This is a genomic window from Bacillus sp. PK3_68 (genome assembly GCF_003600835.1).
In the GTDB taxonomy this organism is placed as follows: Bacteria; Bacillota; Bacilli; order Bacillales; family Domibacillaceae; genus Pseudobacillus.
In genome coordinates this window covers 375,498-390,391 of sequence record NZ_NQYC01000001.1, presented here as the reverse complement: position 1 = coordinate 390,391, position 14,894 = coordinate 375,498, and the positions used below count along the sequence as shown (strand labels likewise).

The window sequence follows — 14,894 nt, the reverse complement described above, 5'->3', positions numbered from 1 at the left end:
AAGAGCCTTGCTGCATATAGAATGTAGTAAGGCTCTTATCTTTTTGAATCAAAATTCAATAACTTTATTATCACTATACACTAAAAAAACAGAGAGCCACTGTATAAACATTCTGTTTTTGATTAGTCATTACTTTGTTGTGCAAATTTTAGTTAATAAACAACTCAAAGTATATTTTTGTTCTCGTTACAAACCATATATTTATATCGGAGGTGAAGAAAGTGAAAAAAAGTAATAACAATGAGAGCATTAACTTTGAAGATGGCCATACGCCTCAGGATAAAATTATGAATAGAGTGAATCAAACTTTTGATGACATGGTGCAAGAAGTGAGAAGTATGATTAACGAAAATAACGAGGCGGTTAACAAGGAACAGTCCGAACGCTCATAATGGCGTTTTTTAAAGGGTTTTCTGTACCAAGAAGTACGGAAAAAATATTAAAAAAGAGAAAACAGCCGTTTTATAAGCGGCTGTTCTTATAGTATTCCTTCTTGGGGAAACAACAAGGAAGAGGCAGCAGGCAGCCTATTGGAGATCCAGTAGTTGCCCGCTATTTTTTATCCCCTTAGATTTATCCCATATTTTCGAATACGTCTCATCAATAAAGATTGGGTAATCCCCAGTTCATCTGCTGCTTTTCTTGTCGTTTTACATTCAGCATAAGCCTCTTCAATAATTTCCTGTTCAACACGATGTTCGGGTTTATTCCTACTTATGCCTTGCATATTGGCCTGAAGGTTAGCGACATCGGCTTCATCGTTTGTTCTTTTATGATTCCTCATGCAGCGGCCACTTTACTAAGCGGAGGCCAGCTTGCACCAAAACTTGGCGAGTGGAAAACTTTGCAGCTCGCGTTTGGCGCAACAGCGCTTTTCACACTGATCATCCCATTCATCGAAACAAAAGTTTTACTCTGTGTAGTCTTGGGACTTAACGGCTTTTCAATGGGACTGCTTTTTCCGCTTTTTTAGGAATGGCCATAGAAAGTATTTTGCCAGAAAAACGAGGAACAGCCATGGGCCTTTATCAAGCGGTGTATGCGATTGGCATGTTTGTCGTTCCGTTGATAGCCGGCATCCTGAATTCTTCTATTGGCATTGCAGCTGCTTTTTATTTTTCAGGCCTCTTGGCGCTAACCGCTTTATTCCTCATGGTCATATGGAATCTAGCTCTCAGAAAAAAGGAAACAGACTACGTCTGGCAAAGAAAACAAGTGAAATAGGCTCTTGCACTATTGATTGGCTGTAGCAGTGAACGAAATTTTATAAATAAAAAGACAGTGAGTACATATAGGCTCACTGTCAGTTTGTCGACAAACTGAAGGTTCTGCTTAAGCAGAACCTATATAAATATCTCTTTTCATTTTTGAAGACATAGTTTATTCTTAAATACGTTGATTAAAAGCTCTGGCATTACAGAGCTTTTTCTTTTTTGACAATTATTACAAATTTGAAACATCAAACACTAAACCTGTTGTTTTTAGTCGAGAAATGCCATACTCTATTGTATAGAAAATAGAAAAGAGGTTACAAGAGATTGAGGAAGAAGTCATTTAAATATACAGCATCCCTGGCTATATTAGCCACTTTTATACAAACAACAACTGTCTTTGCAAGTCCAGTAACAGAGGGGCAAATTAATAAAACCAAAGGACAGATTCAGTCTACACAGCTTCAAATTGATAATTTGGATACAAAGATTCAACAACTGGACGACAAAATCAGTGTATCAATGGATAAAAGTTCAAAACTTGATTCAGAGATAAAAACACAGCAAGAAAAAATTAAAAAAACAAAAGCAGAAATCAAAGAAGCCCAAAAAACGTTTGATGCTCATCAAGCTGTCTATTCTGAACGATTGAGAAGTATCCAAAAGCAAGGGCAAAAACCACTTCTCACTTATGCAGAGGTTTTAGTTTCTTCTCAAAATCTATCAGATTTTTTTAGCCGGGCTACCGCTGTTTCATCTATTCTTCAGAGTGATTCAGACTTAATGACTGGCTTAAAAGAAAAAGGACAAGAATTAACAGATACAAAAGAGAAATTAGATAAGCAAATGAAGAGTTTAAAACGTAAACAAGACGAATTGGCTTCTGAACAAGTAATGATTGAAAAAAATAAAAAAGAAGTCCAAAAACAATTGGCTGATTCAAAAAACACCTTAGAAGCACAACAAAGTCAACTTGTTCAACAACAAACCCAATTACGGGAACAAGAGCAAGCTCGATTAAAAGCTCAACAAGAGGCTCAACGTCAGGAGCAACAAGCTCGGCTAAAAGAACAACAACAAGCTCAACTTCACGAACAACAAGCGAAGTTAAGAGAGCAACAAGAGGCTCGACTCAGTGAACAACAAGATCAATCAGGAGAACAACAACCAGCTCAAAAATCACCAACAGCCTTTAAAACACCAAAAGTTCAAACAGCCCTTACTGATGATGACTCTAACCTAACAACTTCTTCGGATAAAGTTGAAAAAGTTATTGAGTATGCTAAGAAATATATGGGAGTTCCTTATGTATGGGGTGGAACCACGCCAAAAGGATTTGATTGCTCTGGATTTACTTCCTATGTTTTTAGAAACACCGCTGGAATCGAGCTTCCAAGGATATCAAGAGATCAACAGGATGTTGGGAAAAGAATTCCAACCAATCAAGTACAACCGGGAGATTTAGTGTTTAGAGGTAACCCTGCCTACCATGTGGGTATTTATATTGGAGGGGGAAATATATACACGCCCCACATACAGGGGATGTAGTGAAGATTTCAAACTATAATCCTTCAAGTTTTTCAACAGCTTCGAGAATACTAAATTAATGGAATGCTATACGGGTGGCTATTCATCTAACACACAAGTTTCCATTAGCATAAATGCAGATAAGACCTTCTATTGAAGGTCTTTTGCTATGTTAAAGAACGGTTTCGCAAGTGGATGGAATTATACAATTATTCAGTTCGATTTCCTTTATGAACGAGATTTTTATAAGAGTGATTCATCATTTTATAAACGCTCCTTTATTCACTTATAATATAAGGATTTTATATAAAGCAGGTGGATTTTTTCTACAGTGTTATATAACGATGTTTACAAAAAACTCATCGACTATAAAAGGAAGAAACTTGATGGATTTTTAGTTTGCCTTCTTCAATTATTTCTTCTTGGGGCAGAAGTACATCGCAAGTGATAAGAGGGTTGATATAGTAAGGCTGACGGGACTTTACAAGTCTGTGGTCATATAAATGGTCAAATGCCAATGATCTTTTCCAATTCATCTGAAACAGATTTCTGCATATTAGGCAAAACATGACTGTAGGTATTGAGTGTTGTTTCAATATGGGAATGTCCAAGCCGCTCCCATATAAGTTTCACATACGGAGCAGGTTACTGAAACAAAAATTATTAACAGTAAAAGTGATGTAAATCTTTTGATATAAATGTTTATTCTTCCATATGGGAATCTCTCCTTACATTCTAACAAAAAGGTAGTATACTAAAGTTTTGTAAGATAAGGAATTTGAGTGGAGGATATAAGGTGAGTAAGATAAAAGTAGAAATTACAATTATGGGAGAATACTCTACATTTGATGGATTAGTCAGCGAAGCGGAGAAGCTCCCTAAAACAAGCAGGGAGCATTATAGGAAAGTACTTGATTTGATTAAGAAAGAAGCGAAGGACGAGAAGTTTTACTTCCTTTCCACAGGAGCATTCAAAAACACAACCTTCGGATACTTATTCTTTACGGATACAAAGGTGATCCTCATTGAAGTGAAACCACCATTTGGTAAGTTAAAGACTCATGTATATGAGTATAAGAACTATAACGAAGTGGACTACGATATGATGAAGGCTCTGGGTATTACCAACAATATGATCTACCTTAACAAATCAGGATTATTTGGCAGCAAAAAAGATAGAGTCACACATATCTCTTCGCCAAACTTCATGGAAATATATGAATTTGTGAAAATGCACATTATAAATTTATGAATCCGCCCTCTCTTGTGGTTTAAATATAGTGACCAACACTCCACACATGTGGAATGCGGAAACAAATAGATTCAGAAGATTTTACACAAATTTTACACATGGCATCTATAAATCCCTATTAAATCAATACGTTAACCGTTATTTCGACCCCGGCCACCGGTATTAACTTTTAACTAAAACCCGCTTTTTCCGCGGTAAAACACGGATTATGAGTGTAGTCATTTGAATGAACACAATGAATGGAAAATCTTTAGAGCAGCCAATATAAAGTCATATTAATATAAATAAAAAGACAGCGAACCTATATTCACTCGCTGTCTTTTCTATTCAAAACTAAGAGATATAACTAAAGGAACTCCTTATCGACATGTTTAGAACATAAATTTTGATCACATTTTTGATCACAGAAACGACTACAAATGCATTAATAACGCTCTTTTTAATAGAAGTAGCGATCACATTATCACCTTGAAAAGCTCCCATGCTTCTCCCGAATCCGCTCAACGACCTCATCCAACTCCTCAGGCTTATGAAACTCAATAGGAGAGAAGCCTTTTTCAAAGATCACTGAATCAGCTTCCATCAGAACGACATAGCGGTCACCGATTTTAGCCAAATGAACCGATTCTCCAAAGTCCGACAGCATGGCTTTGACGCCCATATGGTCGAGCTTCATCTTCAGCTCCAAGTCAGGTGTATGCTCGACCATGCGGCTGGCGGCTTCGACAATCTCTTCTGTTGAAAACCGCTCTTGCAGTTCCCGTTTCGGACTCTCTGCCCAAATTTCCATCGCTTCTTCAAACTTCGCACGTTCAGGACTTTCATCTTCCAAGTCTTCAATGACCGTTTCCCTTACGAAATCCATGACTTGTGTTTTCACGATTTCAGGCATCGATTGTTCGTAGCCGACGTATTTTAAGAAATCCTCAAAGTAGCGGGCGTGGGAAGCCTGATGGATTTTCAGTTCGCCTTCTTCGATCATTCCTTCTTCGGGCATGTAGGGATATTGGATCGATTTCATATTTTTCGTTGTAATCGCCAGCTCGACGTGCTCGATGAGGGAGGAGGCGTCGGAGATCGAGGCCACCTTCGGTTCAAAATCGCATTTTAATACGAAGATAAAGGCATCATCGAAATATTTTCTTAGCTGTGCTTTGGCGACGATGAAGACACCGCCGCGGGCGGCACTTGTTTGTGTGTAAAGCGTGGCGAATTGTTCACTCGCTTCTTGAAACTCTAACAAGGAAAAAGCGGCCCGGGCTTTGGCAAAAAGGTTGTAGTTCGGGTTTGATGTTAAGTCATGGCCCGGTTCCGCTGTGAAAAAGCCAATTTTGGTAGGAACTTGTTCGGCTTTCGGATGACGCTCGGCCTTGCGTTTGACGATTTTCGTAAATTCTCCGTCAAGAAAGTCCCTGAGCGGGCTGCTTTCATATTCTTCTTCATTCAATGTACGAAAGTGCTGCGCCCGCTTGTTTTCTTCTTTGTCATCCACCCGGATTAAAAAGAAAGATAAGTAGTGTATTTTAAAATCCATTATTATCACCTGTTTTTTCAGTCAATCTTCTATTTGTTGTCTTCAAGGATGATTTGCCGCAGTTTTCTAATGCCTTGCTCAAATTCTTCAATGGACGCGTAACCGTAGGAAAGGCGGATCGCCTGAACCGATTCCTCTGTGTAAATACTTCCCATGTTCAAGGAAATACCTGCTTGATATGCTTTGGCATAAATGTCTTTTAACTGAATATTTTCTTTCATGCGCAGCCAGATTAAAAACCCGCCGGCAGGCACGTCCCATTCAGCCAGGTCGCTCATATGCTCATTCAATGATTTCAAGGCAGCCGCCCGGCGCTTTCTTAATTCTTCACGGACGAAGGACAAATGCTGCTCGTACAGGCCGCTTGAAATCCACTCAGCCGCCACCAGCTGCGAAAGGGAGCTGGAGCCGTAATCGGTCTGCTTTTTTATTTCCGCTAAACGGTCAATGACCTGTTCTGATCCTGCGATCCAGCCAATGCGCAGACCGGGCGTGAGCGTTTTGGAAAAGCTGCCGATATAGAGCACATGCCCGTTGGAATCAAGTGACTGGAGTGTCGGCGGTGGCGGGCTGTCAATCCAAAGCTCGCGATAAATATCATCTTCAATGACGGGCAGCCGTTTTTCCGCACAGACATCGAGCAGTTCTTTCCGGCGTTCCTCAGACATTAAGATGCCCGTAGGGTTATGAAAACACGGAATCGTATAGAGAACGGAAGAAGGGCCGTCCAGTGCTTTTTTCGCAAGGGAAGCGGGCTGTAATCCTTCTCCGTCCATCGGCAGGCCAGATAAGTTCATGCCGGCTGACTGGAAAATATGAAGAGAGTAAAGGTAAGACGGCTTTTCCAGGAAAACGGTTGACCCTTTATGCAAAAGTCCAGCCGATATTAACTGCAGTCCTTGAATCGCTCCTGATACAATTAATATCGAGGAGGGGGACACGTCTGTTCCTTGCTTTTTCATATAATCACTGATCGCCTGTCTCAGCGGCAGGTATCCTTTTGGTTCTTCGTAGCCGAACGGCTCCAGACTTTGAGCAAGCCGCATCATGACTTGCTGCATATTATCCTTTGGAAAAATATCCTGGGCCAACTCGCCTTTACTCAGTTCAATTAAATGGTCCGGCTCCTTTGTGTCATCGGTTTCCGAATGTGGGGCAGACACCGTTTTAGGGAAAGAGAGCAGGGCCGCTTCATCCCAGGACGGCGGGCTTGCGGCAAGCAAAGTCCATGTGTTGTTAACAACGAGGGTTCCTTTTCCCATGACACCCTCGATCAATCCTTCTGCTTTTAGCTCTTCAAGCGCTGTAACAATGGTTGAACGGTTGACCGACAGCTGTTCGGCCAGTTTGCGCTGGCTCGGGATTTTACTGCCGATTGGCCATTCGCCGCTGGAGATGGCTTTTTTTATATAATTCATCACTTTTTCATATTTTGCCAGGTTTGTACCCATCGCTATTTCAATCTCCCTACTATTGTGCTGCCTCTATCATATCATCCTGTTTCATTGCTTACTATCTTCTTCTGTCCAGTGTTCTTCAATAAATTCATCGCGCCCTGATTGCGCGCGGTCTGCTTGATATTCATCCGGGTTTTTCTTATAAAAATCCTGATGATAGTCCTCCGCCGGGTAAAACGGGGCCGCAGGCAGGATGCGGGTAACGATCGGCTTTTGAAATCTTCCGCTTTCCTCAATTTCTTGCTTGGAGGCCTCCGCCAGCTCTTTTTGCTCCGGTGTATGATAAAAAATAGCGGTGCGATAAGAATCGCCGCGGTCCTGAAACTGCCCGCCATCATCTGTCGGATCAATTTGCGGCCAGTACAGATCCAACATGGTTTGATAAGAAATAATAGACGGGTCATATGTGATTTCAACCGCCTCTAAATGGCCGGTTGTCCCGCTTTTTACCTGTTCATAGGTTGGATTGGATGTTTGACCGCCCGTATAACCGGAAATAACTTTATAGACACCCTCCCACTGGTCAAATGGCTTCACCATGCACCAGAAGCATCCCCCGGCAAATGTGGCTTTCTCTAATTTTTTATTCATGGATGTCCCCCGTTATATAGTTGAAATAATAGTTCATATTATCACTTATTCTCTTGGTTTGTCACGGGCCAATCAACAGGAAAAACACTTTTTCTGCAGCCTGAAAAGTGACTTTGCGAAGGAGAATAGTTTATTATAGAAATTAATACATAATGAGATATGAAGTGAGGAGCAGTAGATACGACAATGATAAAGAGATGGATTATTACAATCGCACTAATAATCATAACAATCTATTTAATTCCCTATTCACTGCCTTTTTTGCTGGCATTGATCACGGCCATCCTGCTGGAGAATTCCGTTAAATGGTTTATGATGCGTTTTAAATGGCCGCGTTTTCGGGCAGTGCTTGCCACCTTTCTGCTCTATGTCCTGTTTATTGCCTTGTTCATCTGGTTCATTGTGAAGCTGGTCATCGATCAGGCAGTCACACTTGCGGAGAAGGGGCCATCCTTTGCTAATGACTTTTACAAAGAGTCACTGAAGGGCTTTTTCGATCAGTCGCAACGGTATTTTAAATCACTGCCGGTTGATGCGTTCCAATCCTTTGAAAAAACCATCGAAAACACGTTGCAGTCAGTGACAAATATGCTGCAGGGAATCGTTGAATGGCTGTTTGGACTGGCCGCAGCGATACCGGGATTTTTAATTGAGTTTCTAGTATACTTAATTGCCGTCTTTTTGTTCAGCCTGGAGCTGTCACGATTGCGAATTAAAGCGGAGAGGCATTTGAGAGAGAGCACGAAGGAGAAGCTTTATTTAATTACTGCGCAGTTAAATCGCGCCGGAATTGGTTTTATTAAAGCGCAAATTTTCCTGAGCATTGTCACCTTTTTCATGTCATTTGTTGGACTAGCCATTTTAAAAGTGCCGTATGCGCTGCTCTTGTCCATATTAATCGTTTTTGTTGATATTCTTCCGATCTTAGGGACGGGATCTGTGCTCGTGCCGTGGGCCATCATCTGTTTTTTCCAGGAAAATCAATTTCTTGGCTTTGGATTGATTGTGCTGTTTATCGTTATCACTGTTGTCCGGCGGATATTGGAGCCAAAGGTGTTTTCAAGCAACATGGGCATTTCGCCATTAGCTGCTTTAATCAGCTTGTTTATTGGATTTAAGCTGCTTGGCTTTATCGGATTTTTCGTGGGGCCGGCTATCGTGATTATATACGATACATTAAGAGAAGCGGGCATCATTAAAAGCAGATGGAAAATTTAACAGACATACAACAAGCCAGTCGCCTCGAGCGCTGGCTTATTTTAATCACAATTTCCTTGACATAACCTGACTTATACTTTAATTTTTGTATTAAGGAAACTTTATTGGTTGTACGCATATATCATTTTTAAAATGGCTGCATACAGTAGTTTTAGAAACAATCTTTTTTTTGCTCAAAAATTTGCCTTAAGGAAACACTTTGTCTGCAAGCAAAAAAAGAGGCCTGGGATTTTTAAAAGAGAAGCCAACTCTTTTTGTTAGTAACTATGAAAACAAGTAAAGGAGAATCAAGATGGATAGTGCCCTTACAGTAAGAGATTTATTTGTATCCTATCATGGAAATGAAGCAGTAAAAGACATTAGCTTTTCTATTGATCCAGGAACTTTAGTGGGGATCATCGGACCAAATGGAGCTGGGAAGTCTACTTTAATAAAAGCCTTGTTAAATTTGATACCAAAAGATAAAGGGGATGTACAAATATATGGAAAAAGCGTGAAAGAATTAAGAAAATCGGTTGCTTATGTGCCCCAGAGAAGCAATATTGACTGGGATTTTCCTATTACAGTGTTAGATACTGTCGTCATTGGATCCTATCCGAAGCTGGGATTGTTTAAACGACCGAAGAAACAAGAAAAAGAATGGGCTCTGCAATGTCTGGAGAGGGTCGGGATGGGAGCGTTCAGCAAGCGCCAGATCGGAGAGCTCTCCGGCGGTCAGCAGCAGCGTGTCTTCTTGGCAAGGGCTCTTGCACAAAAAGCACAGATTTTTTTCTTGATGAACCATTTGTGGGGATTGACGCCGCGAGTGAAGAAACGATTATTAACCTCTTAAAAGAATTAAGAGAAAGAGGAAAAACGATTCTCGTTGTTCATCATGATTTAAGCAAAGTAAATGACTATTTTGATCAGCTTATCCTATTAAACAAAGAACTCATTGGGTTTGGAGACATTCATCAAGTATTGCAGGCTGACATCCTGTCCAAAGCTTACTCAGGTCAGTTCTCGTTTCTTGACAGATTGGGGGTACACGCATAAATGGGATTTATTGATGCTGTTATTCAATACGGTTTTTTGCAAAAAGCTTTGTTAACTTCGATTATGGTCGGAATCATTTGTGGAGTTGTCGGATGCTTTATCATTCTAAGAGGCATGGCGTTAATGGGGGATGCGATTTCCCACGCTGTTCTTCCCGGAGTGGCCATCGCCTATATGCTTGGCATTAACTTTTTTATCGGTGCCGTTGTTTCAGGAGTGGTGACGGCTGTGGCGATTGGGTTTGTCAGCCAGAATAGCCGCATTAAGAATGATATTTCCATCGGTATTATGTTCACGTTTGCTTTTGCCTTGGGGATCGTCCTGATTACGTTGATGAAGAGCAGCACAGACCTTTATCATATATTGTTCGGCAATGTTTTGGCTGTTCGTCCATCCGATATGTGGATCACGCTTGGAATCGGCATTTTCGTTCTTGCGTCTATCTATTTATTTTACAAGGAACTGCTTGTTACTTCCTTCGATCCGACAATGGGGGCAGCTTATGGATTGCCAATCAAAGGTATTCACTATTTCCTGATGACACTGTTAACAATGGTCACTGTTGCTTCCCTGCAAACGGTAGGCATCGTGCTTGTCGTAGCTATGCTGATCACACCAGCGGCCACAGCTTACTTATTAACCGATCGCTTGTGGATCATGCTTTACTTGTCGGCAGGGCTCGGGGTGATTTCGTCTGTTGTAGGATTGTATTTCAGCTTTACTTATAACTTAGCTTCTGGTGCAACGATTGTATTAGTCGCCACTGTGCTGTTTTTATCAGCATTCACTTTTTCACCAAAGCGGGGTGTGTTATGGCGGTTTATTAAAGCAAGAAGAAAGAAAGTATCTTTAATCTAGAAGACGGGGGGAGATTGAGTAATGAAACAACTATTAAAATTTTTAGCTGCGGGTGTTATGGCGGTTCTAGTTCTTGCAGGTTGCGGAAGCGGGGATAAAGCAGGAGAGCAAACAGGAGCATCAGCTGGTGGTGGCAAAGATGATAAGTTGCAAATTGTCACTACATATTCCATTTTATATGACATCGTAAAAAACATTGGCGGTGACCGTGTAGAGATTCACAGCTTAGCACCAGTAGGTTCGAATCCGCATGAATATGATCCGCTGCCATTGGATATTCAAAAAGCAACAGATGCTGATGCGATATTTTATAACGGCTTAAACTTAGAAGCAGGAAACTCCTGGTTTGAAAAACTACTAGACACATCTGGAAAATCCGGAGAGGATGCACCTGTTTTCCGTCTTAGTGAAGGGGTAGAAGCAAAACATTTAACGACAAAGGGGAAGGAAGGGGAAGAGGACCCTCATGCCTGGCTGGATATCCGCAATGGCATTAAATATGCGGAAAATGCAAAGGAAGCTCTTATAAAAGTAGATCCTGAACATAGAGAAGTATACAAGAAAAACGCGAAAGAATATATTGCCCAGCTCGAAGAACTTCACAAAGAAGCAGTAGCAAATTTCAATAAAATTCCAAAAGAAAAACGCTATTTAGTAACGAGTGAGGGTGCCTTCAAATACTTTAGTGCTGCCTATGATTTTGATGCTGGCTATATTTGGGAAATCAATGCAGAAAACCAAGGTACGCCCCAACAAGTAAAACGAATTGTTGACATAATTAAGGAAAGAAAAGTGCTGGTTTTATTCGTTGAAACAAGTATTGATCCGCGCAGCATGGAAATGGTTTCAAAAGAAACAGGCGTGCCGATTGGCGGAAAATTGTTTACAGACTCTCTCGGCAAGCCAGGGGAAGATGGAGACACTTACATTAAGATGATGGAATCGAACATTAAGGTGATCCTTGATAATTTAGAAGAAAAATAAGAGAAGTCTTCTTCATCATCGTAATAAAAACTGAAATTATTAGATTCCACTCCCTATGCTCTAATGAGATGTTTTATATAAGAAAAGGCAGGATTTTTCACTTAATAAGAGTGAGAAATCCTGCTTTTTTGTTAGATCGCTTTTTCTTTGCTTTCTTGTCCAGCAAGAGAAGAATTTTTGGGCGGCACAGCACTAACGATGCTCATTGAGATCATATTTATGACTAACGCTAAAACACCAATATTCAAATCTTTCATCACCTGCGGCATGTGAGGGAAAAGAGTTCCCATTGTCTGCTGTGTAATGGTTGTATACAAAACAACGCTAACACCAAGGGTAATGCCGACAAATGCTCCCTGTGTGGTGAAGGGGTTCTTTTTAAACAGACTGGCAAAAAAGCTGGAAACAATTGTGTGACGATGCTAAAGCCCGACAGAAACAGTACGGTTAAGGAATTACTGTTTCCCAGGGTGAAATATAAGCATAGTAAGGAGACGAGCGGAACGCAGAGCTTCGCTATTTTTCCTACTTTAACACTGCTGGCGCCAGGATCAAATAATTTATAGATATTGTTGGCTAAAATCGTTGAAGTGGTCATCAGCAAAATCGAGCTTAGCACTAGAGCGCTTAACAATCCAGCGGCTCCAATCAATCCAACAAACCAAGGGCTGAACGTTTGTACAGAAATTCTGAGCAGAGCGAGATCGCCTTCGGCCCCAACGAGTCCAGGGACTTTGAGAATGGCGGCAAAGCCCACAAAGAAAACAAACAGCAGCATGAGTGTATAAGCCGGCATCATAATGGCGTTCTTTTTAAAGGTCTTCTCATTTTTAGCGGAAAAGACGGGAACGAGTGAATGAGGCCACATATAAAGACCAAGAACGGATAAGAGAACGGTTGAAATAAACCAGGATATACTTAATCCAGACTCAGAAAAAGTAAGGAAATCTGGTTTGGCTGCACTGACTGCTTCAAACATCGGCTGCAGCCCGCCGTAATAATGATAGGGAAGATAAATCCCCAGGAAGGCAATAATAAAGAATACAAGGATATCCTTTATAACGGCCGTCCAGGCAGAACCGTGGATTCCAGATATCATTACATAAATCGTTATACATATCATCCCGATGATAACGGAAAGCGTGGGCGAAATGGTTCCATAAGACGTTTCAGACACAATGATGCCTAATCCTTTAAATTGGATAATAATATAAGGAATCATGGCAATAATGCCCACGACAGCAGTCAGCGCTCCCAATGATTTGCTTTTATATTTATAGGTAAAGAAGTCTGGTTGGGAGACAATGTTATGTTCTTTCGCGTAGCGCCAAATAGGCGGCAGCAGCCAGTAGCCAATAGCAAATGCCAGAGCCGTATAGCTGAGAACATAATAGGCAGGGACACCTTTTGAATAAGCCCAACCGCTCGCGCCAAGCATCGTGAAAGTAGAGTATCCTTCACCAGCCATTAAAATAAAGACAAACATGTAGCCAAAACCGCGGCCGCCTACAGCCCATTGCTCCATATTCATTTCTTTTCCTTTTTTCGCTTGGATTCCTAAAAAAAGACAGAAAAGGAGAAAAGCCAAAATGATCATCGTTGCTATATTCATTCCCTATCACCTTCCTTGTCTCTATTGCTTTGATCAAATGTATAGATCGTTAACATAATAAAAAAGGTGAGAACGATCCATAAAACAATCCAAAAGTGAAGAAAGGGCATTCCAAGAACGTAGGGTGTTTCTCTATTAGCGAAGGGAAGTCCGCCGAGCATTCCGATAAATGGCAACATGCCTAGTAAGTGAATGTTTTTCATGTCATGTTCTCCTCTTGAAAATTTATCTAGTGAATGAATCAATCTAACAATTTAAAGACCGCATGGAGAAAGGCTTGTACCCCGATTGGCAAGGCCTCTTCATCGATGGCAAACCGTGGGTGATGATGCGGATAAATGATCCCTTTTGCTTCATTTCCGGCGCCAATGTAAAAATAAGCGCCAGGTGCCTTTTGAAGGTATTCAGAGAAGTCTTCTCCCGGCATGATCGGTTTTGCTTTATGGACTGCTTCTGCACCAAACGCTTCTATCAGTGCTTCCTCGACAAGGGAAGCGATTTGCTGATCATTGACAACAGGGTGATAGCCTTGTTTGTATGAAAATTGATAGTTTGCGCTGTGTGCATCCGTAATTCCTTTTATGATGCGTTTCATTAAAGCAGGGATGGAGTGTAAAAGCTCCTCATTAAAGCATCTCACCGTGCCACCAAGCTCCAGTGCATCAGGAATGACATTATAAGCCGTATCCCCCTCGACAGCTCCCCCATGAATTTTGGTAATCGATAAGGCAACCGTTTCAAACGGATCAATGTTTCGTGATACAATTTGCTGCAGATTCGTCACGACCTGGGCAGCAATGGTTAAACTGTCTATCGTTTCGTGTGGAGAGGCGCCGTGTCCGCCTTTTCCTAGAATTTTAATGTCAAAATTACCTAAAGCGGGATGGAGGGGGCCGGAGTTAATAGCCAATGTCCCGACTTCCATGGTCGAGATGAGATGTAAACCAATCACCATGTCAACCCCATCCATCACACCAGCTTCGACCATTTCGATAGCGCCCCCCGGCGGGACCTCTTCGGCATGTTGGAATAGAAATCGAATTTCTCCTTTAATTTGGTTCTTCAAGCCGGATAAAATCTTAGCGCACGCCAACAGCATAGCCGTATGGCCGTCATGGCCGCAGGCGTGCATGATGCCTGGATTTTTAGAGGCAAACTCATAGCTAGTTTCTTCTTGAAGAGGCAAGGCATCCATATCCGCCCGGAGCGCAAGTGTTTTGCCGGGACGGGAGCCAATTAATCGGGCCATTACACTTGTTTTTGTCGGACGAGTAACCTCTAGACCGCCAAAGGACTGTAAAGTATCGAACACAAATTGGGAGGTCTTTTCTTCCTGGAACGACAATTCAGGGTTTTCGTGCAAATAACGCCGCCATTGCACCATGTCTTCTTTCATGTGATCAGCCAAGCATGAGAGTTGTTCAAAAGTAGTTGTCATTTTTTTACTCACCTTTCTTTATTTTGGTTCAATTTTTCATATTGCAATTTCTGTGCCTGCTTTTAATCGCTTACATGTTAGAATAGTGTGTAAATTTTAATAAATTAATACAAACTCTCAAGGGATTCATATATAATTGAACCAAATTTGGTTCAATTTTCTTGTGATTGATTTATA

Annotated in this window: 12 protein-coding genes and 4 pseudogenes; 8 read left to right on the top strand and 8 right to left on the bottom strand. The window is 41.2% G+C overall.

The features are described 5' to 3' along the window. Positions 1-221: 221 nt before the first annotated feature. A complete protein-coding gene (locus tag CJ483_RS24305) occupies positions 222-392 on the top strand; it encodes a hypothetical protein (protein WP_182916933.1) in 171 nt (56 codons plus the stop codon). A 167-nt stretch (positions 393-559) separates the two neighbouring features. Here the strand turns inward: CJ483_RS24305 and CJ483_RS01890 are convergent, their stop codons facing one another. Next, positions 560-784, bottom strand: coding sequence for a helix-turn-helix domain-containing protein (locus CJ483_RS01890; RefSeq protein ID WP_120031404.1), 225 nt, complete (start codon positions 782-784; stop codon positions 560-562). Between the two features lie 167 nt (positions 785-951). On the opposite strand from CJ483_RS01890, the pseudogene CJ483_RS01885 reads away from it, so the two are divergent. Both CJ483_RS01885 and CJ483_RS01880 read left to right on the top strand, forming a co-directional pair. Further along, positions 952-1,224: pseudogene (locus CJ483_RS01885) on the top strand (MFS transporter); the annotation flags it as partial. 314 nt (positions 1,225-1,538) lie between these two features. After that, on the top strand, positions 1,539-2,759 hold the full coding sequence (locus CJ483_RS01880) for a C40 family peptidase (protein WP_120031400.1): 1,221 nt from the start codon (positions 1,539-1,541) through the stop codon (positions 2,757-2,759). Between the two features lie 486 nt (positions 2,760-3,245). Here CJ483_RS01880 and CJ483_RS24830 read toward each other — a convergent pair. Beyond that, a pseudogene (locus CJ483_RS24830) lies at positions 3,246-3,371 on the bottom strand (site-specific integrase); the annotation flags it as partial. Positions 3,372-3,534: 163 nt separating this feature from the next. On the opposite strand from CJ483_RS24830, the gene CJ483_RS01870 reads away from it, so the two are divergent. Further along, a complete protein-coding gene (locus CJ483_RS01870) occupies positions 3,535-3,990 on the top strand; it encodes a PH domain-containing protein (RefSeq protein ID WP_120031398.1) in 456 nt (151 codons plus the stop codon). A gap of 463 nt (positions 3,991-4,453) precedes the next feature. Here CJ483_RS01870 and CJ483_RS01865 read toward each other — a convergent pair whose 3' ends face one another. The 3 genes from CJ483_RS01865 to msrA are packed head-to-tail and all read right to left on the bottom strand — an operon-like array spanning position 4,454 to position 7,572. Beyond that, complete coding sequence (locus CJ483_RS01865) at positions 4,454-5,524, bottom strand: DUF3900 domain-containing protein (protein ID WP_120031396.1); 1,071 nt, start codon at positions 5,522-5,524, stop codon at positions 4,454-4,456. 29 nt (positions 5,525-5,553) lie between these two features. Beyond that, positions 5,554-6,975 carry a MocR-like pyridoxine biosynthesis transcription factor PdxR gene (pdxR, locus tag CJ483_RS01860; protein WP_120031394.1) on the bottom strand — a complete coding sequence of 474 codons (1,422 nt, stop codon included), beginning with the start codon at positions 6,973-6,975 and terminating at the stop codon, positions 5,554-5,556. A 51-nt stretch (positions 6,976-7,026) separates the two neighbouring features. Further along, a complete protein-coding gene (gene msrA / locus CJ483_RS01855) occupies positions 7,027-7,572 on the bottom strand; it encodes a peptide-methionine (S)-S-oxide reductase MsrA (protein ID WP_120031392.1) in 546 nt (181 codons plus the stop codon). Positions 7,573-7,758: 186 nt separating this feature from the next. Between msrA and ytvI the strand changes: the two genes are divergently transcribed. The 4 genes and pseudogenes from ytvI to CJ483_RS01835 all read left to right on the top strand — a co-directional run bounded on the left by ytvI (position 7,759) and on the right by CJ483_RS01835 (position 11,667). Then, entirely contained in the window at positions 7,759-8,790 is a 1,032-nt protein-coding gene (ytvI, locus tag CJ483_RS01850; protein WP_120031390.1) for a sporulation integral membrane protein YtvI, read from the top strand. A gap of 292 nt (positions 8,791-9,082) precedes the next feature. Continuing rightward, positions 9,083-9,825 (top strand): annotated as a pseudogene (locus tag CJ483_RS01845) (metal ABC transporter ATP-binding protein). Continuing rightward, positions 9,826-10,683: a metal ABC transporter permease gene (locus CJ483_RS01840; protein ID WP_120031388.1), complete on the top strand. Its 858-nt coding sequence runs from the start codon at positions 9,826-9,828 to the stop codon at positions 10,681-10,683. It begins immediately after the preceding pseudogene. 21 nt (positions 10,684-10,704) lie between these two features. Further along, positions 10,705-11,667, top strand: coding sequence for a metal ABC transporter substrate-binding protein (locus CJ483_RS01835; RefSeq protein WP_120031386.1), 963 nt, complete (start codon positions 10,705-10,707; stop codon positions 11,665-11,667). 131 nt (positions 11,668-11,798) lie between these two features. Here CJ483_RS01835 and CJ483_RS01830 read toward each other — a convergent pair. The 3 genes and pseudogenes from CJ483_RS01830 to CJ483_RS01820 form a co-directional block, all read right to left on the bottom strand. Next, positions 11,799-13,279: pseudogene (locus tag CJ483_RS01830) on the bottom strand (sodium:solute symporter family protein). Further along, positions 13,276-13,482: a DUF3311 domain-containing protein gene (locus tag CJ483_RS01825; protein WP_120031384.1), complete on the bottom strand. Its 207-nt coding sequence runs from the start codon at positions 13,480-13,482 to the stop codon at positions 13,276-13,278. The pseudogene CJ483_RS01830 and the gene CJ483_RS01825 overlap by 4 nt, the downstream one beginning before the upstream one ends. Before the next feature lie 38 nt (positions 13,483-13,520). Further along, complete coding sequence (locus CJ483_RS01820; RefSeq protein WP_120031382.1) at positions 13,521-14,717, bottom strand: amidohydrolase; 1,197 nt, start codon at positions 14,715-14,717, stop codon at positions 13,521-13,523. Positions 14,718-14,894: the final 177 nt, after the last annotated feature.

Excerpts from the sequence above, each read along its gene's own strand:
- CJ483_RS01865 (WP_120031396.1), bottom strand. The coding sequence starts at position 5,524 with ATGGATTTTAAAATACACTACTTATCTTTCTTTTTAATCCGGGTGGAT.
- msrA (WP_120031392.1), bottom strand. The coding sequence starts at position 7,572 with ATGAATAAAAAATTAGAGAAAGCCACATTTGCCGGGGGATGCTTCTGG.
- CJ483_RS01835 (WP_120031386.1), top strand. The coding sequence starts at position 10,705 with ATGAAACAACTATTAAAATTTTTAGCTGCGGGTGTTATGGCGGTTCTA.
- CJ483_RS01820 (WP_120031382.1), bottom strand. The coding sequence starts at position 14,717 with ATGACAACTACTTTTGAACAACTCTCATGCTTGGCTGATCACATGAAA.
- CJ483_RS01840 (WP_120031388.1), top strand. The coding sequence starts at position 9,826 with ATGGGATTTATTGATGCTGTTATTCAATACGGTTTTTTGCAAAAAGCT.
- CJ483_RS01825 (WP_120031384.1), bottom strand. The coding sequence starts at position 13,482 with ATGAAAAACATTCACTTACTAGGCATGTTGCCATTTATCGGAATGCTC.
- CJ483_RS01890 (WP_120031404.1), bottom strand. The coding sequence starts at position 784 with ATGAGGAATCATAAAAGAACAAACGATGAAGCCGATGTCGCTAACCTT.
- ytvI (WP_120031390.1), top strand. The coding sequence starts at position 7,759 with ATGATAAAGAGATGGATTATTACAATCGCACTAATAATCATAACAATC.
- pdxR (WP_120031394.1), bottom strand. The coding sequence starts at position 6,975 with ATGGGTACAAACCTGGCAAAATATGAAAAAGTGATGAATTATATAAAA.